The sequence below is a fragment of the Alsobacter sp. P4_H11 genome, assembly GCF_056400925.1.
This window is the reverse complement of sequence record NZ_JBFUKI010000005.1, coordinates 353,156-378,007: the sequence shown is the minus strand read 5'-3', so window position 1 is coordinate 378,007 and position 24,852 is coordinate 353,156. Positions and strand designations below refer to the sequence as shown.

At 69.2% G+C, this 24,852-nt stretch carries 23 protein-coding genes; 10 read left to right on the top strand and 13 right to left on the bottom strand.

All coding sequences use genetic code 11. From position 1 onward, the window contains the following. Positions 1–86: 86 nt before the first annotated feature. Positions 87–1,310, bottom strand: a complete 1,224-nt coding sequence (locus AC1DSZ_RS11370) for a threonine ammonia-lyase (RefSeq protein ID WP_476838472.1) — start codon at positions 1,308–1,310, stop codon at positions 87–89. A 4-nt stretch (positions 1,311–1,314) separates the two neighbouring features. Next, complete coding sequence (locus AC1DSZ_RS11365) at positions 1,315–2,655, bottom strand: branched-chain amino acid ABC transporter permease (RefSeq protein WP_476838471.1); 1,341 nt, start codon at positions 2,653–2,655, stop codon at positions 1,315–1,317. Between the two features lie 135 nt (positions 2,656–2,790). Between AC1DSZ_RS11365 and AC1DSZ_RS11360 the strand changes: the two genes are divergently transcribed. Beyond that, on the top strand, positions 2,791–3,069 hold the full coding sequence (locus AC1DSZ_RS11360; protein WP_476838470.1) for a type II toxin-antitoxin system RelE/ParE family toxin: 279 nt from the start codon (positions 2,791–2,793) through the stop codon (positions 3,067–3,069). Positions 3,070–3,076: 7 nt separating this feature from the next. Then, the gene (locus AC1DSZ_RS11355) at positions 3,077–3,376 is read left to right on the top strand and encodes a HigA family addiction module antitoxin (RefSeq protein WP_476838469.1); all 300 of its coding nucleotides are present in this window, start codon (positions 3,077–3,079) and stop codon (positions 3,374–3,376) included. Positions 3,377–3,382: 6 nt separating this feature from the next. Here the strand turns inward: AC1DSZ_RS11355 and hemB are convergent, their stop codons facing one another. Further along, positions 3,383–4,438, bottom strand: coding sequence for a porphobilinogen synthase (gene hemB / locus AC1DSZ_RS11350; protein ID WP_476838468.1), 1,056 nt, complete (start codon positions 4,436–4,438; stop codon positions 3,383–3,385). A gap of 192 nt (positions 4,439–4,630) precedes the next feature. Here hemB and AC1DSZ_RS11345 point away from each other — a divergent pair, with 192 nt between their 5' ends. From AC1DSZ_RS11345 to ldtR, 3 genes are all read left to right on the top strand, one after another. Next, positions 4,631–5,722, top strand: a complete 1,092-nt coding sequence (locus AC1DSZ_RS11345; RefSeq protein WP_476838467.1) for an enoyl-CoA hydratase/isomerase family protein — start codon at positions 4,631–4,633, stop codon at positions 5,720–5,722. Then, a complete protein-coding gene (locus AC1DSZ_RS11340) occupies positions 5,719–6,147 on the top strand; it encodes a DUF6163 family protein (RefSeq protein WP_476838466.1) in 429 nt (142 codons plus the stop codon). Before AC1DSZ_RS11345 ends, AC1DSZ_RS11340 begins: the two co-directional genes overlap by 4 nt. A gap of 182 nt (positions 6,148–6,329) precedes the next feature. Next, positions 6,330–6,842 (top strand): transcriptional regulator LdtR, encoded by a 513-nt coding sequence (ldtR, locus tag AC1DSZ_RS11335; RefSeq protein WP_188517274.1) that lies wholly within the window; start codon positions 6,330–6,332, stop codon positions 6,840–6,842. An 86-nt stretch (positions 6,843–6,928) separates the two neighbouring features. On the opposite strand, the gene AC1DSZ_RS11330 is transcribed toward ldtR, so the two are convergent. After that, the gene (locus AC1DSZ_RS11330) at positions 6,929–7,204 is read right to left on the bottom strand and encodes a hypothetical protein (RefSeq protein WP_476838465.1); all 276 of its coding nucleotides are present in this window, start codon (positions 7,202–7,204) and stop codon (positions 6,929–6,931) included. Positions 7,205–7,530: 326 nt separating this feature from the next. On the opposite strand from AC1DSZ_RS11330, the gene AC1DSZ_RS11325 reads away from it, so the two are divergent. Further along, on the top strand, positions 7,531–8,808 hold the full coding sequence (locus tag AC1DSZ_RS11325) for a L,D-transpeptidase family protein (protein ID WP_476838464.1): 1,278 nt from the start codon (positions 7,531–7,533) through the stop codon (positions 8,806–8,808). Positions 8,809–8,979: 171 nt separating this feature from the next. Next, on the top strand, positions 8,980–10,071 hold the full coding sequence (locus tag AC1DSZ_RS11320; RefSeq protein WP_476838463.1) for a catalase family protein: 1,092 nt from the start codon (positions 8,980–8,982) through the stop codon (positions 10,069–10,071). 318 nt (positions 10,072–10,389) lie between these two features. Here the strand turns inward: AC1DSZ_RS11320 and AC1DSZ_RS11315 are convergent, their stop codons facing one another. The 3 genes from AC1DSZ_RS11315 to gltX all read right to left on the bottom strand — a co-directional run bounded on the left by AC1DSZ_RS11315 (position 10,390) and on the right by gltX (position 13,948). Further along, entirely contained in the window at positions 10,390–10,845 is a 456-nt protein-coding gene (locus tag AC1DSZ_RS11315; protein WP_476838462.1) for a GNAT family N-acetyltransferase, read from the bottom strand. A 148-nt stretch (positions 10,846–10,993) separates the two neighbouring features. Continuing rightward, positions 10,994–12,280, bottom strand: coding sequence for a citrate synthase (gltA, locus tag AC1DSZ_RS11310; RefSeq protein WP_476838461.1), 1,287 nt, complete (start codon positions 12,278–12,280; stop codon positions 10,994–10,996). A 240-nt stretch (positions 12,281–12,520) separates the two neighbouring features. Continuing rightward, on the bottom strand, positions 12,521–13,948 hold the full coding sequence (gltX, locus tag AC1DSZ_RS11305) for a glutamate--tRNA ligase (protein ID WP_476838460.1): 1,428 nt from the start codon (positions 13,946–13,948) through the stop codon (positions 12,521–12,523). Positions 13,949–14,075: 127 nt separating this feature from the next. Between gltX and AC1DSZ_RS11300 the strand changes: the two genes are divergently transcribed. Next, on the top strand, positions 14,076–16,445 hold the full coding sequence (locus AC1DSZ_RS11300; RefSeq protein ID WP_476838459.1) for a ComEC/Rec2 family competence protein: 2,370 nt from the start codon (positions 14,076–14,078) through the stop codon (positions 16,443–16,445). Positions 16,446–16,527: 82 nt separating this feature from the next. On the opposite strand, the gene lexA is transcribed toward AC1DSZ_RS11300, so the two are convergent. From lexA to AC1DSZ_RS11270, 6 genes are all read right to left on the bottom strand, one after another. Beyond that, entirely contained in the window at positions 16,528–17,229 is a 702-nt protein-coding gene (gene lexA, locus AC1DSZ_RS11295) for a transcriptional repressor LexA (protein WP_188517280.1), read from the bottom strand. 139 nt (positions 17,230–17,368) lie between these two features. Next, positions 17,369–18,586 (bottom strand): molybdopterin molybdotransferase MoeA, encoded by a 1,218-nt coding sequence (locus tag AC1DSZ_RS11290; RefSeq protein WP_476838458.1) that lies wholly within the window; start codon positions 18,584–18,586, stop codon positions 17,369–17,371. 2 nt (positions 18,587–18,588) lie between these two features. Continuing rightward, a complete protein-coding gene (gene moaC, locus AC1DSZ_RS11285; RefSeq protein ID WP_476838457.1) occupies positions 18,589–19,086 on the bottom strand; it encodes a cyclic pyranopterin monophosphate synthase MoaC in 498 nt (165 codons plus the stop codon). After that, a complete protein-coding gene (gene trpC, locus AC1DSZ_RS11280) occupies positions 19,083–19,925 on the bottom strand; it encodes an indole-3-glycerol phosphate synthase TrpC (protein ID WP_476838456.1) in 843 nt (280 codons plus the stop codon). Before trpC ends, moaC begins: the two co-directional genes overlap by 4 nt. A 5-nt stretch (positions 19,926–19,930) precedes the next feature. Beyond that, entirely contained in the window at positions 19,931–20,944 is a 1,014-nt protein-coding gene (gene trpD / locus AC1DSZ_RS11275) for an anthranilate phosphoribosyltransferase (RefSeq protein ID WP_476838455.1), read from the bottom strand. 19 nt (positions 20,945–20,963) lie between these two features. Then, complete coding sequence (locus AC1DSZ_RS11270) at positions 20,964–21,575, bottom strand: anthranilate synthase component II (RefSeq protein ID WP_476838454.1); 612 nt, start codon at positions 21,573–21,575, stop codon at positions 20,964–20,966. Between the two features lie 311 nt (positions 21,576–21,886). Between AC1DSZ_RS11270 and glmS the strand changes: the two genes are divergently transcribed. Next, complete coding sequence (gene glmS / locus AC1DSZ_RS11265) at positions 21,887–23,713, top strand: glutamine--fructose-6-phosphate transaminase (isomerizing) (RefSeq protein WP_476838453.1); 1,827 nt, start codon at positions 21,887–21,889, stop codon at positions 23,711–23,713. A 261-nt stretch (positions 23,714–23,974) separates the two neighbouring features. Further along, a complete protein-coding gene (locus tag AC1DSZ_RS11260; protein ID WP_476838452.1) occupies positions 23,975–24,754 on the top strand; it encodes a DUF502 domain-containing protein in 780 nt (259 codons plus the stop codon). The last annotated feature ends 98 nt before the right edge of the window (positions 24,755–24,852 follow it).

The window sequence follows — 24,852 nt, the reverse complement described above, 5'->3', positions numbered from 1 at the left end:
CTTTCGAGGCTCAAAGCCGAGCCGGACGAGATGTGGCCCCGGCAGCCCTCGCATTCAAGGTTGCGCGCATTCAAGGTTGCGCGCGATCAGCTGCGCCGGTCCATGCGCTTGGGCGCGAGGCCGTCGGCCGCGAGCGCCTCCAGGATCTGCCGCGTATGCTCGGCCCCGCGCGTCTCCACCGTGACGTCGATGGTGACGCCCTTGGCGGGCACGTCCAGGAACAGCCGCCCATGCGACACTTCCAGGATGTTGGCGCCGAGCTCGCCGAGATGCGACGCGATCGCTCCGAGGAGGCCCGGGCGGTCCGCCGTGGTGATGCGCAGCGATGCGATGCGCTCCTCGCGCTCCAGCGTGCGCACCATGATGGAGGCGAGCAGCCGCGCGTCGATGTTGCCGCCGCACAGGATCAGCCCGACATTCAGCCCCGCGAAGCGCGCCGGTTCGGCCAGCATGGCGGCGAGCCCCGCCGCGCCCGCGCCCTCCGCCATGCTGCGCGCCAGCGTGGCGAAGCAGCTCACACCCCGCTCGATGGCGGGCTCGTCCACGAGCAGGATGTCCTCCACGAGGTCGCGCACGATGGGCAGCGTCAGCGTGCCGACGGTTTTCACCGCGATGCCCTCGGCCAGCGTCGGGCCGCCGATCGGCCGGTCCCCGCCCGCGATGGCGTTCACGAAGGAGGGGTAGAGGGCGGCCTCGACGCCGACGATGCGGATGCCGGGCTTCAGCGCCTTGGCGGCGACCGCGTTGCCGGCGCACAGCCCGCCGCCGCCAATGGGGATCACCAGCATGTCGAGATCCGGCCGCTCGGCCAGCATCTCGAGCGCGATGGTGCCCTGGCCGGCGATCACGGCCGGGTCGTCGTAAGGGTGCACCAGCGTGAGGTTGTGCTCGCGCTGGATCGCCTCGCAGCGCTCGCGCGCCTCGTACAGCGTCTCGCCGTGGAGCTCCACCGTTGCCCCGTAGGAGCGGGTGTTCTCCACCTTCACGATGGGCGTGGTGGCCGGCATCACGATGGTGGCCGGCACGCCGAGCCGGCCGGCGTGAAAGGCCACCGCCTGCGCGTGGTTGCCGGCCGACATGGTGACGACGCCGCGCGCGCGCTCCTCCGGGGTGAGCTGCGACAGGCGGTTCAGCGCGCCCCGCTCCTTGAAGGAGCCGGTGGATTGCATGTTCTCGTATTTCACGAACACGTTCGCGCCCGTGAGCGCCGAGAGGCGAGGGACGGGCAGCATCGGCGTCTTTTGCACCTGCCCCTGGATCACCGCGGCGGCGGCCCGGACGTCGTCCAGTGTGATGCAGTGCTGTGTCATCGGCTCATACCCGTCTGGGAAGGAGGTCGCGCCAGCCGAAGAGCCCGCCGGGGCGCAGGGCCAGCGTGATGCTGAGCAGGGCGTAGATGGCGATGTCCCGGCTCTCCAGCGGCATGGTAGCCGACCAGAACGCCTCCGCTAGCCCGATCACGACCCCGCCTGCCAGCCCGCCGCCGACGGAGCCGATGCCGCCGATCACGGCCGCCACCAGCGCCTTGAGGCCGAGCGTGAGGCCGTAGCCATAGCCGACGCCGCCCCAATAGGCCGTGATGATGAAGCCCGCGAGGCCGGCCAGCGCGGCCGAGACCCCGAAGGTGAGCAGAAAGATCCGCCGCCGGTCGACCCCGAACAGCGCCGCCGTCTGCGGGTCGTCCGCGAAGGCCCGCCAGGAGCGGCCAAAGCCCGTGTAGCGCATGCCCAGCAGCAGCGCGGCGCCGGCCAGCAACGCCGCGAGCGTCACCAGCAGCGCCATGGGCGTCACCGTGGTGACGAAATCGCCGGAGCGGAGCAGCGAGAGCGGCGCGTTCAAGACCGGCGAGGTCCAGCGCAGGTCGTTGCCCTGGGCCAGCCGCTGAACCTCGGACAGGCTCATCATCAGCCCGGTGGTGGCGATCAGGATGGGCAGTCCCGGCCCGGCGATCAGCGGCGCCACCACGAGCCTGCCGCTCGCCATGCCGGTCGCGGCCGCGCCGTAGAGCGAAAACACGCAGGCCAGCGCCAGCCCGGCGGCCGGATCCCGGAAGCCGAGCTGCACCATCAGGGTGACGCCCAGCAGGGCCCCGTAGCCGCCCAGCGCCGCGAGCTCGCCGAAGCCGAACACGATGCGGCCGACGAGCCCGTAGATGAGCGAATAGGCCGCCGCCACCAGGCCATACACGGCCGCCTGCGGCAGCGCGTTGAGCGCCTGCTGCAACCCATACGCCACGGCGCGCGGCGCGGAGGGAAGGTCGATCGATTGCAGCCCGCCGGGGTCGCTCTGCAGCGCCTCAGGCTGGGTGAGATAGAACCGCCGCAGGAAGTAAAAGCCAGCCTCGCTCAGCTGGCCCTGCTCGGTGATCACCGCGACGAGGTCCTGCCGGTTGCGCGACAGGGCGTCGCCGGCGAAACGGCAGGCTACGAACCGCGTCCGGGCCGGTTCTCCCAGCGGCTCCGCCCGGTACACGATCCGCAATCCGCGCTTGTCCTCGGCCGGGGTGATCCGCCCCAGCGTGATCGCGGTCCCGGCCGGGTTCAACGCCGGGATCGCCATGCGGCACAGCCGCGCCTGGTCGGCGTCGATCAGGGTCGCGCAACCGGCTATGGCGACAAGGAGAATCGCCAGCAACGCGGCGGACAGGCGGGACATGACCGCAGGATACCGCGCGCCGGGCGCGTGTCACGCGCCCCGCGAAGGTTGCGGTGAGTTGGCGGACGTGCCCCCGGAGATCGTGCAAGCTGGCCCGGACGAGTGATTGACACATGTAACGTTACGTGCGACAAAATGATCGTTAGTTTCAGGCACAAGGGGCTCAAGCCCCTGTTCACGACGGGCGACCGATCGGGCGTGTCCGCCGGGCTGGCGGAGCGGCTGGAGAACCTCCTTTCGGCGTTGGATGCCGCAACGTCGATCGAGCAGTTCGAGCTGCCGGCCTATCGCGTCCACGCGCTATCGGGCGATCTGAAAGGCTATTGGTCAGCGAAGGTGAACGCGAACTGGCGTTTGATCTTCCAGTTCAGGGACGGCGAGGCGTCCAACCTGGATCTCGTGGATTACCATTGAGGCAAGCATGCGGATGAAGAACCCATCCCACCCCGGCCGCATCGTCAAGGATCAACTGGACAGCCTCGGCTACAGCGTCGCGGATGCGGCCAGGAACCTCGGCGTCACCCGCCAGCAGCTTTACCGCGTCATCAACGGGCAGAGCGGCGTGTCGGCCGAGATGGCCGTGCGGCTCGAGATGGGCATCGGCAGCACGGCCGACGCCTGGCTGCGGATGCAGTCCGCCCATGATCTGGCGCAGGTGCGCAACCGGGCCGAGCCCTCGATCACGGTCCACAGGATGGAGCCGAAAGACGCCGAGAGCTGAGCGCCCTCAGCCCTTCTTCAGCTTCTCGGCCACTGTGGCGGCGAAATAGGTGAGGATGCCGTCCGCGCCGGCGCGCTTGAAGGCGAGGAGGCTCTCGATCATGGCCTTCTCGCCGTCGAGCCAGCCGTTCTGGGCGGCGGCCTGGATCATCGCGTATTCGCCCGACACCTGGTACGCGAAGGTCGGCACCGCAAAGGTGTCCTTCACGCGCCGGACGATGTCGAGATAGGGCATGCCGGGCTTCACCATCACCATGTCGGCGCCCTCGTCGAGGTCGAGCGCGACTTCGCGCAGCGCCTCGTCGGAGTTGCAAGGGTCCATCTGGTAGGTGCGCTTGTCGCCCTTCAGCAGCGCGTTGCTGCCCACGGCGTCGCGGAACGGGCCGTAGAACGCGGAGGCGTATTTTGCCGCGTAGGCCATGATCTGCACGTCGCCCAGGCCCGCCGCGTCGAGGCCCGACCGGATCGCGCCGACGCGCCCGTCCATCATGTCGGAGGGCGCGACGATGTCGCAGCCGGCTTGCGCCTGGTTCAGGGCCTGGCGCACCAGCACGGCGACGCTTTCGTCGTTGAGGATGTCGTCGCCGTCCATCAGCCCGTCATGGCCGTGGCTGGTGTAGGGGTCGAGCGCCACGTCGGTGAGGATGCCGATGTGCGGCACCGCCTTCTTCACGGCCCGCACGGCGCGGCAGACGAGGTTTTCGGGGTTCAGCGCCTCGGCGCCCTCGGGGCAGCGCAGCGCCTTGTCGGTGTAGGGGAACAGCGCGATGCACGGGATGTCGAGCGCGGCGGCGCGCTCGGCCTCGCGCACAATCTCGTCGATGCTCAGCCGTTCCACGCCCGGCATGGAGGCGACCGGCACCCGTGTGTTCTGGCCTTCGACGATGAACAGCGGCCAGATCAGGTCGTTGGCGGTCAGCACGTTCTCGCGCACGAGGCGGCGGGCCCACTCGGCCTTGCGGTTGCGGCGGGGGCGGTGCGAGAGGTCGAGCGGCGAGGCCGGCGCGCGGGCGGGCTCGGATCGCGAAGCGGGTGTCTGGAACGGTGTGACCCGGGACGCCATTGGCGTTGTCCTCCGGTAATCGCTGCGAGAGCGGGGACGCTATCTTGGAAACGTTCTGAACATCGGAGTAACACCAACCGTGCCCGGCCGAAAGCGGCCAAGGGCCGCGCCAGCATTTCTACGCATGGGTGCGTTGACGCCCATGCCCCCGCAAGCTTCACTCCGCCGCCTTCGCCCAACCGTGAGCCCCGCATGTCCGAATCGCCGACCGCACCCGCCGAGACCCACGCCGAGCCGGAGGCGATCTGCGAGATCCGCGGCGCCGCGGGCGTGATCACGCTGAACCGGCCCAAGGCGTTGAACGCCGTGACGCTCGGCATGGTGCGCGCCATCCGGACGGCGCTGGACGCCTGGTCGGAGGATCCCGCCGTTACCCGGGTGGTGATCCGCGGCGCGGGCGAGAAGGCGTTCTCGGCCGGCGGCGACATCCGCCAGCTCTACGATCTCGGCAGGGCAGGGCGGCAGGACGAGGCGCTGGTGTTCTGGCGCGAGGAATACGTGCTGAACGGGCTCATTCATGCCTATCCCAAGCCCTATGTGGCGCTGATCGACGGCATCGTGATGGGCGGCGGCGTTGGCGTGTCGCTGCATGGCAGCCACCGCGTGGCCGGCGATCGCTACCTGTTCGCCATGCCGGAGGTCGGCATCGGCTTCTTCCCGGACGTGGGCGCGACCTTCGCGCTGCCGCGCCTGCCCGGCGAGGCCGGGACCTGGCTGGCGCTGACGGGCGCCCGCGTACGCACCGCCGACGCGGTGGCGCTCGGCCTCGCCACCCACGCGGCGCCCTCGGCCGCCTTCCCGGCCATCCTGGACGATCTCGCGGCGGGCAAGCCCGTCGACGATGTGCTGGCCGCCCATGCGCATGCGCCCGGCGACGCGCCCGTCTCGGCCAACCGGGGCGACATCGACCGCTGCTTCGTGGGCGCCAGCGTGGGCGAGATCCTGGACCGGCTCGACGGCGCGGCCGCGGCCGGCTCGGCCTTCGCGGCCGACGCGGCGGCCGTGATCCGCTCCAAGTCGCCGACCAGCCTGGCTGTCGCGCTGGAGCAGATGCGGCGCGGCCGCGGCCTGAACTTCGCCGAGGCGATGCGAACCGAGTACCGCATCGTGTCGCGCATGGTGGACACGCCCGATTTCTACGAAGGCGTGCGCGCTGCCGTGATCGACAAGGACCAGTCCCCGAACTGGTCGCCCGCCGCCCTCGCGCAGGTGGATGAGGCGCGCGTGGCCGCCTATTTCGCCCCGCTGGAGCATGAGCTCGACATGCAGGGCGCCGCCTCGTGAACGTCGAACAGCATCGCAGCCAGGCGCTCCCCGAGACCGCGGCGCGCAGAACCATCGCGTGGGACTGGGTGCTGGTGATCTTCATGCGCCTGATGGCGGCGCTCTGGCTCGCCAAGGGGCTGTCCTACTGGGTGACGCTGCTCGGGATCGCTATCCCGGGCGTCGCGACCTTCGAGTCGCTGCCGCCGCCGGCCCGCGCCGTCGTGGTGGTGTTCGCGGTGCTCGACCTCGTGGCGGCGGTCGGCCTCTGGCTGACCAGCACGTGGGGCGGCGTGATGTGGCTGCTGGCCGTGATGAGCCATCTGCTGATCGGCAGCGTCGCGCCGCTGGGCTCGCATCTGCTCGGCGTCGGCGGCGTCGTCGCCGAAGCTTCGGCCGTGGTGGCCTATATCGTGTTCTCATGGTTGGCCGCGCGCGAGGCTTGAATTTGGCTCGGTAAACAAAGGATCAAGCAACGTATTGCATCGCATTTAAGTTCGATTCACCTGAAAAAAGTGAACATTCGATTCATCTCGTTGTTTAAACTGGCTTTTAGAAGCAGGGGCTAAGTTTGCTATCAACGCAGCCGGGAAAACTCGGCGTACAGGGATAGCAGCGAGGCAAAGCAATGCAGTCGGCAGTGAAAACCATCGAGGTCCAGGACCGGGCGTCCTCTTCGACCGAAGTGAAGCCCCTCTACATCGAAGCGCTCACCTTGGTGGAGCGGCTGCATCGCCGCCTGCTCGACGTGATCAAGGACGAGTTCGACCGCCGCGGCCGCTCGGACGTCAACAGCGTCCAGGCGCTGCTGCTCTACAATATCGGCGACAAGGAGCTGACCGCCGGCGAGCTGCGCACCCGCGGCTACTATCTCGGCTCCAACGTGTCCTACAACGTCAAGAAGCTGGTCGAGATGGGCTATCTCCACCATGCCCGCTCGCGGGTTGACCGCCGCTCGGTGCGCATCAGCCTGACCGAGCAGGGCCGCGAGATCCACGACATCGTCAAGGGCCTCTACGACAAGCACGTTCGCACGGTGGAGCAGATCGGCGGCATCTCGTCCGACGAATTCAAGCTGGTGAACACGGCCCTGACCCGCCTCGAGCGGTTCTGGACGGACCACATCCGCTACCGCCTCTGAGGCGGCGCGCTGCACCCTCCAATACGCAAAAGGCCGGGGAAACCCGGCCTTTTTCTGTTTGTACCAAAGCTTCTGGGTCCTGAGACTCAGGCCTGCTCGGCGCGGCTGAGCTCCGAGATGCCCTTGCGCAGGGCGCTGGCGGCGGCCTGCAGGCGCTCGATCGCGTCCACGGCCTCCGACGAGAGCGCCGGGGCGGGAGCGCCGAGCATCCGCACGGGCGCATCCTGCTGGGCCCGCATGTGCGGCGAAAGCCGCTCGATCAGCTGCTCCACCTGGAACAGGCGCAGCCGCAACTCGGTCACGATCACGTCTTCTTGAGAAGCGAAAGAGTTGGCGAGATTGGCCTGGTTGAGTGCGAGCATGATGTCCTCCGCGTGCGCCGTTTTCTGAGGCTCACTATGGCGCAGCCCAGGCTTTCCCTCGATCCGGTCCGACTACGCAGAAGCGCTGCGTAGCTCCGCAGCGCTCACGCTGCCTTCCTATGCGGCCGCCGAAACGTGGCGCCCCCGCCACAGTGCCTCGCCAGCCTGCGAAAGCATGGCCGCGCCGCCTTAAATTCGCCGGACTGGAACTTGCATTTCCGATCCCATAAGCCCGGGGCAATCCAAGTGAGAACGGTTCGTTTACGCTGATCCCTCAAGGATCATGTTCGACGTCCCCCTCACGCAACTGCAGTTGAAAACGCATCATGAGCGCATTCAAATCGATCTCTCGCCGCGACTTCGCCCTGACGGGACTGGCGACCCTGATGGCCGCCTCGTCCGGCGCGTTCTCGAGCGCCTTCGCGCAGAGCGCATTCGGCCAGGCCGAGTGGAAGCAAAACTATGACGCCGCGACCTCCCAGAAGGTGGCGCGCTCCACGACCCCGGTGCTCTCGCCGCTGACGCTCCAGGCCACCGAGCAGACCATCGAGGTCTATCGCCAGCTCGTCGCCCAGGGCGGCTTCCCGTCCATGCCGTCGGCCAACCTCAAGCTCGGCTCCAAGGGCGCGACCGTGGTGGCCCTGCGCCGCCGCCTCATTGCATCCGGCGACCTCGACCAGAACGCCGGCGGCTCGCAGGTGTTCGACAGCTTCGTCGAGGCCGGCGTGAAGCGCTTCCAGGAGCGCCACGGCCTGATGCCGACCGGCATCGTCAACCAGAACACCGTGACGGCCATGAACGTGCCGGCCGCCGTGCGTCTGCGCCAGCTCGAGACCAACATTGTCCGGCTGCGCTCCTATGCGGGCAACCTGGGTGACCGCTTCGTGGTGGCCAACATCCCGGCCGCCCTGGTCGAGACCGTCGAGAACGGCCAGGTCATGACCCGCCACGCCGCAGGCGTCGGCAAGATCGACCGCCAGTCGCCGGTGATGACCACCCGGGCGACCGACATCAACTTCAACCCCTTCTGGACGGTGCCCGCCTCGATCATCAAGAAGGATCTGATCCCGAAGATGCAGGCGGACGCCAACTACCTGACCGAGAACAAGATCCGGATCTACAACAAGGCCGGGCAGGAGATCGCCCCGACCGCCATCAACTGGCGCTCGGACGAGGCGACCCACTACATGTTCCGACAGGATCCGGGCGGCGACTTCAACTCGCTCGGCGTGGTGCGCATCAACATCGCCAACCCGTATGGCGTCTACATGCACGACACGCCCGCCAAGGGCATCTTCGGCGACGACTTCCGCTTCGTGTCGTCGGGCTGCATGCGCGTGCAGAACGTGCGCGACTACATCACCTGGCTGCTCAAGGACACGCCCGGCTGGACCCGCGAGCAGATCGACGCCGCGATTGAATCCGGCCAGCGCGTCGACGCGCGCCTGGCCTCGCCGGTCGCCGTCTACTGGGTCTACATCACCGCCTGGGCGACGCCCGAGGGCGTCGTGCAGTTCCGCGACGACATCTACAACAAGGATGGCCTTGGCGCGACGCCGGTCGCCTCCGTGGCGTCCAGCAACTTCGACGACGAGACGCAGTAACAAGCGCCACGTCATCTCCGCCTGCAAGAAACCCCGCCGCGAACCGGCGGGGTTTTCATTTGAGGGGTTGGCGCAGGCGCCAGAAGAATGGACGGCGTGGACCACGCCCCGTCAGGCAACGACCCGAAGCCGGCCCGCGTTCACCTCGATCTCAGGATCAGGAACGCTTGCATGTCGGACCCCCGCACCCCCATCCCCTTCCAGCCCTCCCTCGAGCAGGTCGACGCCGAAAAGGAAGCGCGCGTCGCGGCCGAAATCGCCGAGACCATGGTGGGCATCAGCCGCAAGACCTTCGCGGATGGCGGCCACGGGCTGCGTAGCGTCCACGCCAAGAGCCACGCGCTGGTGCGCGGGCGCATCGAGATCCTCGGCGGACTGCCGGCGGCCTACGCGCAGGGGCTGTTCAGCAAGCCGGGGAGCTACCCGGTGGTGATGCGGTTCTCGTCAGTTCCAGGCGACATCCTGCCCGACAGCATCTCGACGCCGCGGGGCCTGTCCTTGAAGATCCTCGGCGCGCCGGGGCCGCGCCTGCCGGGCGCAACCGGCGACGACCAGGACTTCGTGCTCGTGAACGGCCCTGCTTTCAGCGCCCCGACGCCGGAGGCCTTTCTGTCCACTCTCAAGCTCCTTGCCGCCACCACGGACAGGGTCGAGCCGCTGAAGCGAGCCGTCGCCACTGTGGCCGGCGGCGCCGAGCGCGTGCTCGAGGCATTCGGCGGGCAGAGTGCGCTGCTCAAGACCATGGGAGGCGAGCCGCAAACCAACCCGGCCGGCGAGACCTACCACAGCCAGACGCCGCTGCTCTGGGGCGACTACATCGCCAAGGTGTCGGCCGCGCCGGCCTCGCCGAACCTGCAGGCCCTCACCGGTGCGCCTATAGACATCGGCGACGACCACGACGGCGTGCGCAGCGCCATGCTGGCGCTGTTCGCCCGCGAGGGCGGAACCTGGGAGCTGCGCGCGCAGCTCTGCATGGACATCGAGACCATGCCGATCGAGGACGCCTCGGTGGTCTGGCCCGAAGCGGAGAGCCCGCACGTGGCGGTCGCCCGCATCACCGTGGAGCCGCAGGAGAGCTGGAGCCCGGCGCTGGCCCGCGAGATCGACGACGGCATGGCCTTCAGTCCCTGGCACGGCCTGGCGGCGCATCGGCCGCTCGGGGCGGTGAACCGGGCCCGCCGTGTCGCCTATCCGCGCTCGGCCGCCTTCCGCTTCGAGAAGAACAGCGTCGACCCGAAGATGACGGGGGACGCGCCAAGCTGAGGGCCTGGACTAGGTTGAGCTCAAGGCCCCTCCTCCTGAGCGGGTTGGCCCAAGAGTCTTTCAAACACCCTCGATACCCTCATCCTGAGGAGCAGGCTCGCTTGGGCCTGCGTCTCGAAGGACGAGGGATTCAGCCTGCACGACGATTGCAGCCTTCTGGACCCCTCGTCCTTCGAGACGCCATGCTCTGCATGGCTCCTCAGGACGAGGGGCGTTGAGCGTTAAGCGAAGGATTACCGAGAGACTGGGGAGCTTCCGACCTGCGGGTGGTCGCCTCAGGAGAGGATAAAAAGCCATCTGAGGAGATTGAGCCAAGCGCTACGCGAGCGCCCGGCGCATGAAAAACGCGCCGACCACCGGGTTGTCGTAGTAGGGCGCGATCTCGTTGAAGCCGAGCTTGCGATAGAGGCTCTGCGCCGCCGTCATGCTCGGCAGCGTGTCGAGCAGGATCGCGTCGTAGCCGCGACTCTGTGCGGCCGTCATGGTTTCACGGACGAGCGCTTCGCCCAGCCTCATGCCGCGCCCTTCCGGGGCGACGTAGAGGCGCTTCATCTCGCAGGCGCCGGGCTCGTCGAGCGGCCGGAGCGCGACCGCGCCGACCGGGGTCCCGTCCGCGAGGCGCGCCAGCAGCAGCTCGCCGCGCGGCGGCGCATATTTGCCCGGCATGGCCGCCATCTCGCCCTCGAAATCCTGGAAGCAGAGATCGACATCCAGCGACCGCGCATAGGCGCGAAACAGCGCGATCGTCGCCGCGAGATCGTCTGCGGTGCGCACGGGCGCGATTCGGAAAGGGGAGGGCTCAGGCATAGGAGGCGACGTCCGCACGGGAGGGTGAAAGAGCTTCCCGCCTCGCCATGCGGTCTGCAACGAAAAATCCCCGCCGAAGCGGGGATTTCCAAGTCTTGCCAGGAGGCCTTGCGGCTCAGCGCTGGTTGATCGACACGTATTCGCGCAGCGGAGCGCCGGTGTAGAGCTGGCGCGGACGGCCGATGCGCTGCGACGGGTCCTCGATCATCTCCTTCCACTGGGCGATCCAGCCGACCGTGCGGGCGACCGCGAACAGCACCGTGAACATGGAGGTGGGGAAGCCCATCGCCTTCAGGGTGATGCCCGAATAGAAGTCGATGTTCGGATAGAGCTTCTTCTCGATGAAATATTCGTCGTGCAGCGCGATGCGCTCGAGCTCGATCGCGACGTCCAGCAGCGGATCGTCCTTGATGCCGAGCTCGTTCAGCACCTCATGCGTGGTCTTCTGCATGATCTTGGCGCGCGGATCGTAGTTCTTGTAGACGCGATGACCGAAGCCCATCAGGCGGAACGGGTCGTTCTTGTCCTTGGCGCGGGCGATGAAGTGCGGGATCTTGTCGACCGTGCCGATCTCCTGCAGCATCTTCAGCGCCGCCTCGTTGGCGCCGCCATGCGCCGGGCCCCACAGGCAGGCCACGCCGGCCGCGATGCACGCGAACGGGTTGGCGCCCGACGAACCGGCGAGCCGCACCGTGGACGTGGAGGCGTTCTGCTCGTGGTCGGCGTGCAGCGTGAAGATGCGGTCCAGCGCCCGCGACAGCACGGGGTTGACCTTGTACTCCTCGCACGGCACCGCAAAGCACATCTTCAGGAAGTTCGACGTGTAGTCGAGGTCGTTCTGCGGGTACACGAACGGCTGGCCGATCGAATACTTGTACGCCATGGCGGCGAGCGTCGGCATCTTGGCGATCATCCGCATGCTGGCGATCATGCGCTGCGTCGGATCGGAGATGTCGGTGGAGTCGTGGTAGAAGGCCGACAGCGCGCCGACGCTGGCCACCATCACGGCCATCGGGTGCGCATCGCGGCGGAAGCCCTGGAAGAACCGCATCATCTGCTCGTGCACCATCGTGTGGCGCGTGACGCGGTAGTCGAAATCGGCCTTCTGGGCGGCGGTGGGCAGCTCGCCGTAAAGCAGCAGGTGGCAGGTCTCGAGGAAGTCGCCGTGCTCGGCCAGCTGGTCGATCGGGTAGCCGCGATACAGCAGCACGCCCTCGTCGCCGTCGATATAGGTGATCTTGGACTCGCAGCTCGCCGTGGAGGTGAAGCCCGGATCATACGTGAACATGCCCGTCTGGGCGTAGAGCTTGGCGATATCCAGCACGTCCGGACCGATCGAGCCGGATTTGACAGGAAATTCGACGGTCTTTCCGGAAATCGAAAGGTTAGCGGGCGCGCTCATAGGCGGTCATCCTTCGGCCAAGACGTCACGGCGTGGCAGCAGCCGCCAAACGAGGCGCATGGCGGCGGCGGCGAGATCAGGCGGCTGTCGACGGTCCGGAAATGCCCCGAAAGGGAGACAAAACCCGGTCCCAAGATCGCAAGTTCGCCTGAAGCCTAATGGTTGCTATCGCAATTGCGAAGGCCGTTCAACCACACCGAAAGTCGGGCGGCTGCGCGTCGGGCGCGGGCCTGCGGACGCTCAGGCCCTGGCGGCCTGGCCTTCCAGCCGCGCCAGGCTCTCGTCGCGGCCCAGCACCGCGAACACGTCGAACAAACCCGGGGAAGTTGAGCGGCCCGTAAGGGCTGCCCGCAGGGGTTGCGCGACTTGCCCGAGCTTGGCCCCGGTCTGCTCCGCGAAGGCGCGCACGGCGGCTTCCGTGGAGGCGGCCGTCCACTCGCCAAGCGCCCGCAATTGCGGCAGCAGCGCCGCGATGCGCTCGCGACCGCCATCGGCCAGCAGCTGCTCGGCCTTCGGCTCGAGGTTCAACGGCCGGCTCGCATAGAGGTAGTAGGCGCTGTCGATCAGCTCGATCAGGGTCTTCGCCCGCTCCTTGAGGCCCGGCATCGCGGCCACGAACTTGGCGCGCAAGGCGGGATCGAGCTTCGTCGGCGCGCCGCGCGCGGGGCCGACCTCCGGCAGGATGACCTCGATGGCGGCGACCAGCTCCTCGTCCGAGCTCGCCCGCATGTAGTGGCCGTTAAGGTGCTCCAGCTTGGCGAAATCGAAGCGCGCCGGGGACCGGCCGACGCCCGACAGGTCGAACGCCGCGATCATCTCCTCGGTGGAGAAGAATTCCTGGTCGCCATGGCTCCAGCCGAGGCGCACGAGATAGTTGCGCAGGGCGGCCGGCAGGTAGCCGAGCGCCCGGTAGGCGTCGACGCCGAGCGCGCCGTGCCGCTTGGAGAGCTTGGCGCCGTCCGCGCCGTGGATCAGCGGGATATGCGCCATCACGGGCACGTCCCAGCCGCAGGCCTGGTAGATCTGCGTCTGCCGCGCCGCGTTGGTGAGATGATCGTCGCCGCGGATCACGTGCGTGACCGCCATGTCGTGGTCGTCCACCACCACGGCGAGCATGTAGGTGGGGTTGCCGTCCGAGCGCAGCAGCACGAGGTCGTCGAGATCCTTGTTCTGCCAGGTGACGCGGCCCTGGACCTGGTCCTCCACCACGGTCTCGCCCTCGGTAGGCGCCTTCAGGCGGATCACCGGCTTCACGCCGGCCGGGGCCTCGCTGGGGTCGCGGTCGCGCCAGCGGCCGTCATAGCGCATGGGCCGGCCCTCGGCGCGCGCGGCCTCGCGCATCTGCTCGAGCTCCTGCTGGCTGGCGTAGCAGTGGTAGGCCTTGCCCTCGGCCAGCAGCTTCTCGGCCACCTCGCGATGGCGCGCCGCGCGGGCGAACTGGTGCACGACGTCGCCGTCCCACGTGATGCCGAGCCATTGCAGCCCGTCGATGATCGCCGCGATGGCGGGCTCGGTGGAGCGCTCCCGGTCGGTGTCCTCGATGCGCAGCAGCATCTTGCCGCCCAGGCGCTTGGCGTAGAGCCAGTTGAAAAGGGCGGTGCGGCCGCCGCCGATATGCAGGAAGCCGGTCGGCGAGGGGGCGAAGCGGGTCACGACGGGTGCGGACATCGGGCGGAGCGTCTCTAAAAAAAGAGGATGGCGGACGATGCAACTGCCCGTCGCTGGTCCGCAAGAGGCGGTGCTGTAGCATCAATGTCCGGCGAGGTTAAGGGCGCCGCGCGCGGGGCTTGCGGGCATGGGGGAGGGCGGCTGGCCATCGGGCCGGGGCAGGGCTGCCGCGCAGGCGCTGCGCGGCGGGCGGCTGTCCGGCGTCGGCGGCGGCTGGGCCGCCTGGGGCGAGGCCGTCGCGGGCGGCCTCGCGCATATCCGCGGGTTGTTCGAGCAGGAGATCGAGGAGCGGCGGCTCTTCCTGTGGCTGCCCGTCGCGGTCGGCCTCGGCGTGCTGCTGTACTTCTCGGCCGACCAGGAGCCGTCGCTCTGGGCGCCGGGAGTCACGGCAGCGATCGCGGCCGGCGCCGCGATGGCGCTGCGGCTTCGCTCGCGCGCCGGTTCCGGCGTCGCGATCGCGCTGCTGGCCGTGGCGGCGGGCTTTTTCGCCGCGACGCTGCGCACGCGCCTGATGGCCGCGCCCGTGCTCGACCGGGTCCGCGTCGGAAAGCTCACGGGCGTCGTCGAGGGCATGGACACCCGCATCGCCGGCGGCAGGCTGATGATCCGCGTCATCGCCATGGAAGGCGTGGAGCCCGCCGCGCTGCCCTACCGCGTGCGGGTGACGACCCCGAACCACCCGACCGTGAAGCCCGGCGAAACGATCCGCGCCACCGCCCGGCTCCTGCCGCCGCCCGAGCCGTCGCGCCCTGGCGGCTACAATTTCGCCCGCGACGCTTTTTTCGGCGCGATCGGGGCGGTGGGTTCGCTGGCCGGCAAGATCGAGCTCGACCCGGCGCCGGCGGCCCTTCCGCTTGACCTGCGTGTCTTCGCGGCCATCGACCGCGCCCGCAACGACATGACCGAGCGCATCGCCCGCAGCATCGGCGGGGCGGCGGGCGGCGTCGCGGCCGCACTGGTGACGGGCAAGCGCGGGCTCATCCCGGAGGCCGTCAACGACGATCTGCGCGCCGCCGGCATCTACCACGTGGTGTCAATCTCGGGGCTTCATCTGGTGCTGGCCGCCGGCATGGTGTTCTGGCTGGTGCGCGCCGCCCTGGCGCTCTCGCCGGGGCTGGCCTTGCGCCGCCCGATCAAGAAATGGGCCGCGCTCTGCGCCATGCTGGCCGGCGCCGGCTACACGGTGTTCGCGGGCGGCGACGTCGCCACCGTGCGCTCGCTCGTGATGACGCTGGTGCTGCTGGGCGCCATCCTGGTGGACCGGCCGGCGCTCTCCATGCGCAATCTTGCCCTTGCGGCGCTGCTGCTCCTGCTGATCGAGCCCGAGAGCGCGCTGGCGCCCGGCTTCCAGATGTCATTCGCGGCCGTGGCGGCGCTGATCGCCGTTTTCGAGCGGCCGGGCGGGGCCGGCTCGGATCCCGAGGCCGGGACCTTTGTCGGGCTGGGTCTCGCCCCACCGCCCGCCAAGGCGCCCGCGAAGGGCTGGCCGGCGAGAATCCTGGACGGCTTGCGCCACCATGCGGTCGGCACCGTGCTGTCCACCCTCGTCGCTGAGGCCGCCACGGGCGCCTATGGGCTCTACCATTTCCAGCGCTACACGCCCTTCGGGCTGGTCGGCAACGCCCTGACGCTGCCGCTGGTGTCGCTGGTGGTGATGCCGGCCGCGCTGCTGGGCGCGATCGCCTACCCGTTCGGGCTCGATGGGCCGATCTGGCAGATCATGGGCCTCGGCGTGGAGGGCATGCTGCGCATTTCCGCGAGGGTGCGCGCCTGGCCGGGCTCCACCCAGGCCATCCCCGCCTTCGGCATGGCGGCGGTGCTCTGCCTGACGATGGCGCTGCTGTGGCTGACGCTATGGCGCACCGCCCTGCGCTGGGCCAGCGTTCCGCTGGCGCTGCTCGGGGCCGGGCTGGCCGCCTCCGCGCAGGCGCCCGACATCGTGATGGCGCGCGATGGCCGCGCCCTGGCGGTGCGCGGCCCGGACGGGCGCCTCGTGCTGGTCGGCCGGCAGGCCGGCGCCTTCGTGACCGAGCAGTGGCTGCGCGCCGACGGAGACGTGCGAAACGCCGGCGACGCCACGCTGGGCGCGGGCGCGCGTTGCGACCCGCTCGGCTGCGTAGTGCGCCTGCCGGACGGGCGCGCGGTGTCGCAAGTGCTGGTCGCCGGGGCTTTCGAGGAGGACTGCCGCCGCGCGGCCGTGATCGTGACGCCGCTGCAGGCGCCGCCCTGGTGCGACAAGCCGCTCGTGATGGACCGCACCCGCCTCTCGGTCGCCGGCGCCACGGCGCTCACCGCAACGGCGGACGGCTTCATGGCGGCGAGCGAACGCACGGCGTTGCGGGACCGGCCGTGGCTGCCGCACCCTCCGGTCAGGAAGCCGGCTGAACCCACGGCAGCGGCGGCGAAAGCTGCACGCTCAGCGCCCGCGACGCCCGGCGGCGGAGCCGCTCCAGCCGTCGACGATCCTGACGATCCCGGCCCGCCGGCGGAGCCGTGAGCCAGACCGCGCTTGACCGGCGCTCACCGTGTAAGGCTCCCGCCAGTCGGCCTGGCGCGCTGCCGAGGCCGGGCGTCGCGCCTCAGTATTTCCGGACGAGGCTCACAAGCTTGCCCTGGATCTGCACCCGGTCGGGGCCGAGCACCCGCGTCTCGTAGGCCGGGTTGGCGGCCTCCAGCGCAATGGACGATCCCTTGCGCCGAAGCCGCTTCAAGGTGGCTTCCTCGTCGTCGATCAGCGCCACGATGATGTCGCCGCTGTTGGCGTTGTCCTGCTTGCGGATCACCACGGTGTCGCCGTCCAGGATGCCGGCGTCCACCATCGAGTCGCCGCGCACCTCGAGGGCGTAGTGCTCGCCCGTGGACAGGAGGTCCGGCGGGAGGCTGATCGTGTGGCTGCGCGACTGGATGGCCGAGATCGGCGTGCCGGCCGCGATGCGTCCCATCACAGGCACCGCCACGTTCTGGTTCGCCTCTTCGCCCAGCGGCGACTTCGGGCGCACCTTGCCGAGATTGCCCTCGATCACGCTCGGGCTGAACCGTCCGCGCGGCGCTGCGCCGGGCAGGGACTGCTCGGGCATGCGCAGCACCTCGAGGGCGCGCGCCCGGTTGGGCAGGCGGCGAATGAAGCCACGCTCCTCCAGCGCCATGATGAGCCGGTGGATGCCAGACTTGGAGCGCAGCTCCAGCGCTTCCTTCATCTCGTCGAAGGAGGGCGGCACCCCGTCCTCCCGCAGGCGGTCATGAATGAAGCGCAGAAGTTCATGCTGCTTTCGCGTCAACATCGCCCGATCCCGCCCTGATGGACCATCGGGCGCCTGCGCCCGACTCAGTCAAAACAAATCACGAACAAACCATACATGTTCATTCTGTGTTCCGCAATCGTGCTGGTTCAAAAGTTGCAATTTCGCCAACCCGAGTCGATCAGAAGCGGATCACGCGGCAAGGCTCGCCGGCCTTTGCGGCGGGGGCGTGCGGCGCGCGCAGCACCAGCCCGTCAGCCTGCGCGAGGATGCGCAGCATGGACGAGTCCTGGACGGCGGCCGGATAGGCCACCGGGCGTCCATCGGGGCCGGGCTCGAACCTGGCGCGCAGGTAGTCCTGGCGACCGTCATTGGCCGGCACGTCGACGCCCAGCAGCCCGGGCTCGGTCGGGTCATCGCCCGCTTGCGGGTCGCCCTGCAGGGCGCGCAACAGCGGAACCAGGAACAGGCGCCCGCACAGGATGGAGGCGACGGGGTTTCCCGGCAGGCCGAGAATGCGCATCGCGCCCATCTGGCCGAAGATCAGCGGCTTGCCCGGCCGCATCGCGATGCGCCAGAAACCAAGCTGCATGCCGCGCTGGGTGAGGGCGGACTGGACGAGATCGTGGTCGCCGACCGATGCGCCGCCCAGCGTGACGAGCACGTCCGCGCCTTGCGCGAGCGCGGTCTCGATCGCGCCTTCCAGCGCCGCGAAGCTGTCGCCCGCGATGCCGAGATCGATGGGCTCGCCGCCGGCCCGGCGGGCGATCGCCGCGAGCGCGTAGGAGTTGGACGTCACGATCTGGTCCGGGCGCGCGGCTGCGCCGGGGCGCACGAGTTCGTCGCCCGTGGCCAGGATGGCGACGCGTGGTTTTCGGCGAACGGAGAGGCGCGGCAGGCCCATGGCGGCCGCCAGCGCCACGGTGCGCGGGTTCAGCCTGTGCCCGGCGGCGAGAAGCTCTTCGCCGGCGCTGAAATCGAGCCCGGCCGGCCGCACGAAGGCGCCCGCCTGCACGGCCTCGCGCACCGTCACGGCGTCGCGGTCGGCCGTCGCGTTCTCCTGGATCAGGATCGCGTCCGCGCCCTCCGGCACCGGCGCGCCCGTGAAGATGCGGACGGCTTCGCCGGGCCCCACCGCGCCCGGGAAGGCCCGGCCGGCCGGCGCCTTGCCGATCACCCGCAGGGTCGCGCCCACGAAGGCGTCGGCGGCGCGGACCGCGTAGCCGTCCATCGCGGAGGCCGGGAAGGGCGGCTGGGTGCGGGTGGCGGCGAGCGGCGCCGCCAGAGTGCGGTCGAGCGCTTCCGCGATCGCGACCTCTTCGGCCGGCAAAGGCTCGGCGGCCGCGGCCAGCACCCGCCGCAGCGCCTCGTCGACGGCCAGGAGGGGTTCGGCCGCCACGCTCAGCGAGGCCCGGCGGTGGGAGCGTCGGCGCGCCAGGTCCCGGATTTGCCGCCGTCCTTTTCGAGGAGGCGCACGCCCTCGATGCGCATGCCGCGGTCGGCGGCCTTCACCATGTCATAGATGGTGAGGCAGGCGACCGACACGGCCGTGAGCGCCTCCATCTCGACGCCGGTCTGCCCGGACACCTTCACGGTGGCCGAAACGCGGACGCCGGGCAGCGTATCGTCGAGAACGAGCTCCACCGCAACCTTGGAGACCATCAGCGGGTGGCAGAGCGGAATGAGCTCGTGGGTTTTCTTGGCCGCCATGATGCCGGCCACGCGCGCGACGCCGAGCACGTCGCCCTTCTTGGCGTCGCCGGCGCGGATCAGCGCCACGGTTTCGGCCAGCATCACGACACGACCTTCCGCCACCGCGACGCGCGACGTCACGGCCTTCTCGGAGACGTCCACCATGCTGGCCGCGCCGCTGGCGTCGATGTGGGTGAGCTCGCTCATGCGGCGCCGGCCTGCGTGGCGGCCCCGGCTTTTCCGCCCGCGACTTGGTCACCGAACAGCAGCGCGCGCGTGGCCGCGGCCACGTCGGGCTGCCGCATCAGGCTCTCGCCCACCAGATACGTGTCGATGCGCGAGGCCGAGAGCCGCCGCGTGTCCGCATGCGTGAAGATGCCGCTCTCGCCCACAATGATGCGGTCCGCCGGAATATGCGTTGCGAGCTCCTCGCACACCGAAAGGCTCACCTCGAAGGTGCGCAGGTTGCGGTTGTTAACGCCGACCATCCTCGTGCCGAGCGGCAGGGCGCGGTCGAGCTCGGCGCGGTCGTGCACTTCCACCAGCACGTCCATGCCGAGCGCATGCGCGGTGTCGGTCAGGAGGCGCGCATCCGCATCCGAAAGGCTCGCCATGATCACCAGGATGCAATCGGCGCCCCAGGCGCGGGCCTCGAACACCTGGTAGGGCTCGAACAGGAAATCCTTGCGCAGGGCCGGCAGCCCGGAGGCCTCGCGCGCCTGGGCGAGGTATTCGGGCTTGCCCTGAAAGGATGGCTCGTCCGTGAGCACCGAGAGGCAGCTCGCGCCGCCCTCCGCATAGGCCTTGGCCAGCGAGGGCGGATCGAAATCGGCCCGGATGAGCCCCTTGGACGGGCTCGCCTTCTTGATCTCGGCGATCAGGGCCGGGCGGCCCTGCGCGAGATGCGCCTCGATGGCGCGCACGAAGCCGCGGGGAGGGGCCGCCGCAAGGGCGCGGCGCTCGATCTCGGCCGGCGACACGCGGGCCTTGGCGGCCTCGATCTCGCGGCGCTTATAGGCTTCGATCCTGGCGAGAATGTCCGACATGGCGCTCAGGCGTTGGAGGCTGTGACGAGCCGGTCCAGCACGCCCTTCACGGCGCCGCTGTCGATCGCCTGCTGGGCCATGCCGGCGCCCTCGCGCAAGGTATGCGCCTTGCCGGCCACCACGAGCCCGGCGGCGGCGTTCAGCACCGCGATGTCGCGATAGGGCGTCTTCTCGCCGAACACCACTGCGCGCAGCGCGGCGGCGTTGTGGTCGGCCTCGCCGCCTTTCAGGTCCTGCGGGCGCGCGCGCTCCAGCCCGGCTTCCTCGGGCGTGATCACGAAGCGGCGGATCTCGCCATCCTCCAGCGCAACAACGGCGGTTTCGCCCGTGGTGGTGATCTCGTCCAGGCCGTCGCGGCCATACACCACCCAGACGCGCTCGGAGCCGAGCACCTTGAGGGTTTCGGCGATGGGCTGCAGCCAGCTTTCGGAGAACACGCCCAGAACCTGGCGCTTCACGCTCGCCGGGTTGGAGAGCGGGCCCAGGATGTTGAAGATCGTGCGGGTGCCGAGCTCGACGCGCACCGGCGCGACATGGCGCATGGAGGCGTGGTGCGTGGGCGCGAACATGAAGCCGACGCCGGCTTCGGCGATGCAGTGCGTCACCTTCTCGGGCTCGAGGCCGACCTTGACGCCGAGCGCGGCCAGCACGTCCGCCGCGCCCGATTTGGAGGAGGCCGCGCGATTGCCGTGCTTGGCGACCGGCACGCCGCACGCGGCCGTGATCATGGCGGCCAGCGTGGACACGTTGTAGCTGCCGGAGTTGTCGCCGCCGGTGCCGACGATGTCGATGGCGTCGGCCGGCGCCTGCACGCGCAGCATCTTGGCCCGCATGGTCGCGACAGCGCCCGCGATCTCGTCCACGGTCTCGCCGCGTACGCGCAGCGCCATCAGGAACGCGCCGGTCTGCGCCAACGTCGAGCCGCCCGACAGGATCGTGTCGAAGGCGTCCTCGGCCTCCTCGCGCGACAGCGGGCTGCCGGCGGCCACCTTGGCGATGATGGGCTTGAAAGCGTCCATGGCGAGGCTCCGCAGCGGCTCAGGCGACCGCCCGCCCGCGTCTCGTCTTATTCCATTCGGATGCGAGGTCGAGGAAATTCTTGAGGATCAGCAGGCCGTGCTCGGACTGGATGCTCTCGGGGTGAAACTGCACGCCGTGGACGGGCAGGGACTTGTGCGAGAGGCCCATCACGAGCCCGTCCTCGCTCTCCGCCGTGATCGCGAGGTCGGCCGGAAAGCCGTCCCGCTCCACCACGAGCGAGTGGTAGCGCGTCGCCCGGAACGGCCCGTTGATGCCGCGAAACACCGTCTGGCCGCCATGGTGGATGGTCGACACCTTGCCGTGCATCGGCAGCGGCGCGCGCACCACGCGCCCGCCGAAGGCTTGGCCCATGGCCTGCAGCCCGAGGCAAACGCCGAAGATCGGGACCTCGCCGGCCGCCTTGTCGATCACGTCGAGGATGATGCCGGACTCGCCCGGCGTGCCGGGCCCTGGCGACAGCACGATCACGTCGGGGCCGCCGGCCAGCACCTCGCGCGTCGTCACCTGGTCGTTGCGCACCACGGTCACGCTGGCCCCGAGCCTGCCGAGGTCGTGGTAGAGGTTCCAGGTGAAGCTGTCGTAGTTGTCGATCAGGGTGACGGCGGTCATGCGGGCGGGTCCGGCTGCGCGTTTCTTTTGCGGCGCTCAGGATGAGGCGTCAAGGCGGGGCGGCTTTACCCTTCTCCCCGGCACGAGGAGAAGGTGGCCCGAAGGGCCGGATGAGGGTTCTCGCGTCCGATCCCGGCATCCCCCTCATCCGACCTCGCTGCGCTCGGCCACCTCCTCCCCGTTCCGGGGAGAAGGGCTCGTCGCCGCCCATGCAGACGGTTCCGTTACCAAGTGTCACCCAAAGTGATTTTGCGCGACGCGGGCCGAGAGCTTAAGCCTCGGCGCAGGGTCAACGGGCATGGAGCAGCCATATGTGCGGCATCGTCGGAATTCTGGGAACAACGCCGGTCGCCTCCATGATCGTGGACGGGCTGAAGCGCCTGGAATACCGGGGATATGACTCCGCCGGCGTCGCCACGCTGGAGCACGGCCATCTCGAGCGCCGCCGCGCCGAGGGCAAGCTGCGCAACCTGGAAGCGCGCCTGCGCGAGCAGCCGCTGGACGGGCTCATCGGCATCGGCCACACGCGCTGGGCCACGCATGGCAAGCCCACGGAGCGCAACGCCCATCCCCACGCCACCAACAAGCTCGCGGTGGTGCACAACGGCATAATCGAGAATTTCCGCGAGCTGCGCGCCGAGCTCGAGGCCGACGGCGTCCGGTTCGAGTCCGAGACCGACACCGAGGTCGTCGCCCAGTACGTCACCCGCGAGATGCGCCGCACCAACGACCCCATCGCGGCCGTTGCGGCCTCGCTGCGCCGGTTCCGCGGCGCTTTCGCGCTCGGCTTCGTGTTCGAGGGCGAGGAGGACCTGCTGATCGGCGCCCGCCGCGGCGCGCCGCTGGCGATCGGCTGGGGGGAGGGCGAGATGTATCTCGGATCCGACGCCCTGGCGCTCGCGCCCTTCACGGACACCATCACCTATCTGGAAGAGGGCGACTGGGTGATCCTGCGCCGCGACGGCGCCGAGATCCGCGACGAGAACAACCGCGTCGTCACCCGCGCCAAGCTAAAGAGCGCGGCCGGAGCCTTCCTGGTCGACAAGGGCTCGCACAAGCACTTCATGGCCAAGGAGATCCACGAGCAGCCTGAAGTAGTCGGCCGCACGCTGGCCCACTACATGGACATGGCGACCGGGCGCGTGCGCCTGCCGTTCGAGACGCCGTTCAGCTGGCGCGATCTCGACCGCATCACGATCACGGCCTGCGGCACCGCCTATATCGCGGGCATAATCGGCAAATACTGGTTCGAGCGCTTCGCCCGCCTGCCGGTGGAGATCGACGTCGCCTCCGAGTTCCGCTACCGCGAGGCGCCCTTGCCCAAGAACGGGCTGGCGCTGTTCATCTCGCAGTCCGGCGAAACGGCCGACACGCTGGCCAGCCTGCGCTACGCCAAGGAGAACGGCCAGAAGATCCTCTCCGTCGTCAACGTCCCGACCTCCTCGATCGCGCGCGAAAGCGACGTGGTCGCGCCCACGCTGGCGGGCGTCGAGGTCGGCGTCGCCTCCACCAAGGCGTTCACGTGCCAGCTCACCGTGCTGGCCTGCCTGGCGGTGGCGGCCGGCCTGGAGCGCGGCACGCTGTCGGAAGCCGAGGGCCTGCGCCTCGTCACCGAGCTCATCGCCACGCCCGGCCTGATGGCCGATGCACTCAAGCATGAGCCCGCGATCGAGCAGGTGGCGCGCGACATCTCCAAGGTCACGGACGTGCTCTATCTCGGCCGCGGCACCAGCTACCCGATGGCGCTGGAAGGCGCGCTGAAGCTCAAGGAGATCTCCTATATTCACGCCGAGGCCTATGCGGCCGGCGAGCTGAAGCACGGCCCCATCGCGCTGATCGACGAGACCATGCCGGTGATCGTGATCGCGCCGCGCGACGCCATCTACGAGAAAACCGTTTCCAACATGCAGGAAGTCGCCGCGCGCGGCGGCCGCATCGTGCTGATCTCGGACGAGCACGCGGCCGCCGAGTCCGGCCTCTCCGGGCTGGAGAGCGTGGTGATGCCCGCCATGGGGCCGGACTTCGCCCCGATCGTTTACGCGGTCCCGGTGCAGCTCCTCGCCTATTACGCCGCCGTCGCGCTCGGCAAGGACGTCGACCAGCCGCGCAACCTGGCCAAGTCGGTCACCGTGGAGTAGCGGCGGGCCCGATCCAGTTCCCGTTCGCCCTCCTGCTCGCCGTCATCCCCGGGACCTGCGCAGTAGGTCGGGAAGTGGATCCAGAGCGGCCGCGCTCACCCCTGGATCCCCTCCCGGCGCTCCGCGCCGCCGGGGATGACGGGGAGCTCTTCAACGCCGCCGCCGCACCTGCGCCCGTCCAAGCCCCGCTCTTGTGCATTGCGCAATCGGCCGCCATTTCGCAGGATGCGGCGACGCATTGGCGCAGGAGAAACCGTTCGCATGACCACCCAGCCGGCCAAGACCCCCGAGCCGAGCCTGGCGGCGTCGCCCTTCATCGCGCCCGTTCCGCCGCCGAAACGAACGGCGCGGCATCGGCTGCGAGCTTATTTCCTCACCGGCATCGTGGTGGCCGGGCCGCTGGCTATCACGGCCTACATCACCTGGTGGTTCATCAACCTGGTGGACGGCTGGGTGAAGCCGTTCATCCCGGTCGCCTACCTGCCCGAGACCTATCTGAAATACCCGATCCCGGGCTTTGGCCTCATTGTCGCGCTGTTCGGGCTGACGCTGCTGGGCTTCCTTACCGCCAACCTTGTCGGCCGCTCGCTGCTGGATTTCGGCGAGACGCTGCTCGGACGAATGCCGGTCGTGCGCGGGCTCTACAAGAGCGTGAAGCAGATCTTCGAGACCGTGTTCTCGCAGTCCGGCACCTCGTTCCGCACCGTCGGCCTCGTGCAGTTCCCGGCCAAGGGCATGTGGTCGATCGTGTTTCTCTCAACCCCGCCGCAGGGCGAGCTGGCCGAGAGCATGCCGGGACGCGACGAACATGTCGCCGTGTTCATGCCGTGCACTCCAAACCCGACCACCGGCTTCTTCTTTTACCTGCCGCGCGCCGAGGTGATCGAGCTATCCATCTCGGTGGACGAGGGCGCCAAGCTGATCATGTCGGCCGGCCTGATCCAGCCCGACGGCCAGCGTCGCCTCGCCAAGCTCGCCGAAGCCGCGAAGACTCGCCGGCATGTCCCGGAGGCGGAGGCGCCGCTCGAAGCTGCGCAGTAGACGCCCCCAATAGACGTAGGCTTTAGGTGCATCTTGTCCAATAAGCCGAAACGAATTCCAGAGAATTCGAGCCTATCGTCCGGCCGAAAGCGGCGTTC

Bases quoted from the DNA above. Each gene is read 5' to 3' on its own strand.
- AC1DSZ_RS11370 (WP_476838472.1), bottom strand. From the start codon at position 1,310: ATGACACAGCACTGCATCACACTGGACGACGTCCGGGCCGCCGCCGCG.
- AC1DSZ_RS11365 (WP_476838471.1), bottom strand. From the start codon at position 2,655: ATGTCCCGCCTGTCCGCCGCGTTGCTGGCGATTCTCCTTGTCGCCATA.
- AC1DSZ_RS11360 (WP_476838470.1), top strand. From the start codon at position 2,791: ATGATCGTTAGTTTCAGGCACAAGGGGCTCAAGCCCCTGTTCACGACG.
- AC1DSZ_RS11355 (WP_476838469.1), top strand. From the start codon at position 3,077: ATGCGGATGAAGAACCCATCCCACCCCGGCCGCATCGTCAAGGATCAA.
- hemB (WP_476838468.1), bottom strand. From the start codon at position 4,438: ATGGCGTCCCGGGTCACACCGTTCCAGACACCCGCTTCGCGATCCGAG.
- AC1DSZ_RS11345 (WP_476838467.1), top strand. From the start codon at position 4,631: ATGTCCGAATCGCCGACCGCACCCGCCGAGACCCACGCCGAGCCGGAG.
- ldtR (WP_188517274.1), top strand. From the start codon at position 6,330: ATGCAGTCGGCAGTGAAAACCATCGAGGTCCAGGACCGGGCGTCCTCT.
- AC1DSZ_RS11330 (WP_476838465.1), bottom strand. From the start codon at position 7,204: ATGCTCGCACTCAACCAGGCCAATCTCGCCAACTCTTTCGCTTCTCAA.
- AC1DSZ_RS11325 (WP_476838464.1), top strand. From the start codon at position 7,531: ATGAGCGCATTCAAATCGATCTCTCGCCGCGACTTCGCCCTGACGGGA.
- AC1DSZ_RS11320 (WP_476838463.1), top strand. From the start codon at position 8,980: ATGTCGGACCCCCGCACCCCCATCCCCTTCCAGCCCTCCCTCGAGCAG.
- gltA (WP_476838461.1), bottom strand. From the start codon at position 12,280: ATGAGCGCGCCCGCTAACCTTTCGATTTCCGGAAAGACCGTCGAATTT.
- gltX (WP_476838460.1), bottom strand. From the start codon at position 13,948: ATGTCCGCACCCGTCGTGACCCGCTTCGCCCCCTCGCCGACCGGCTTC.
- AC1DSZ_RS11300 (WP_476838459.1), top strand. From the start codon at position 14,076: ATGGGGGAGGGCGGCTGGCCATCGGGCCGGGGCAGGGCTGCCGCGCAG.
- lexA (WP_188517280.1), bottom strand. From the start codon at position 17,229: ATGTTGACGCGAAAGCAGCATGAACTTCTGCGCTTCATTCATGACCGC.
- moaC (WP_476838457.1), bottom strand. From the start codon at position 19,086: ATGAGCGAGCTCACCCACATCGACGCCAGCGGCGCGGCCAGCATGGTG.
- trpC (WP_476838456.1), bottom strand. From the start codon at position 19,925: ATGTCGGACATTCTCGCCAGGATCGAAGCCTATAAGCGCCGCGAGATC.
- trpD (WP_476838455.1), bottom strand. From the start codon at position 20,944: ATGGACGCTTTCAAGCCCATCATCGCCAAGGTGGCCGCCGGCAGCCCG.
- AC1DSZ_RS11270 (WP_476838454.1), bottom strand. From the start codon at position 21,575: ATGACCGCCGTCACCCTGATCGACAACTACGACAGCTTCACCTGGAAC.
- glmS (WP_476838453.1), top strand. From the start codon at position 21,887: ATGTGCGGCATCGTCGGAATTCTGGGAACAACGCCGGTCGCCTCCATG.
- AC1DSZ_RS11260 (WP_476838452.1), top strand. From the start codon at position 23,975: ATGACCACCCAGCCGGCCAAGACCCCCGAGCCGAGCCTGGCGGCGTCG.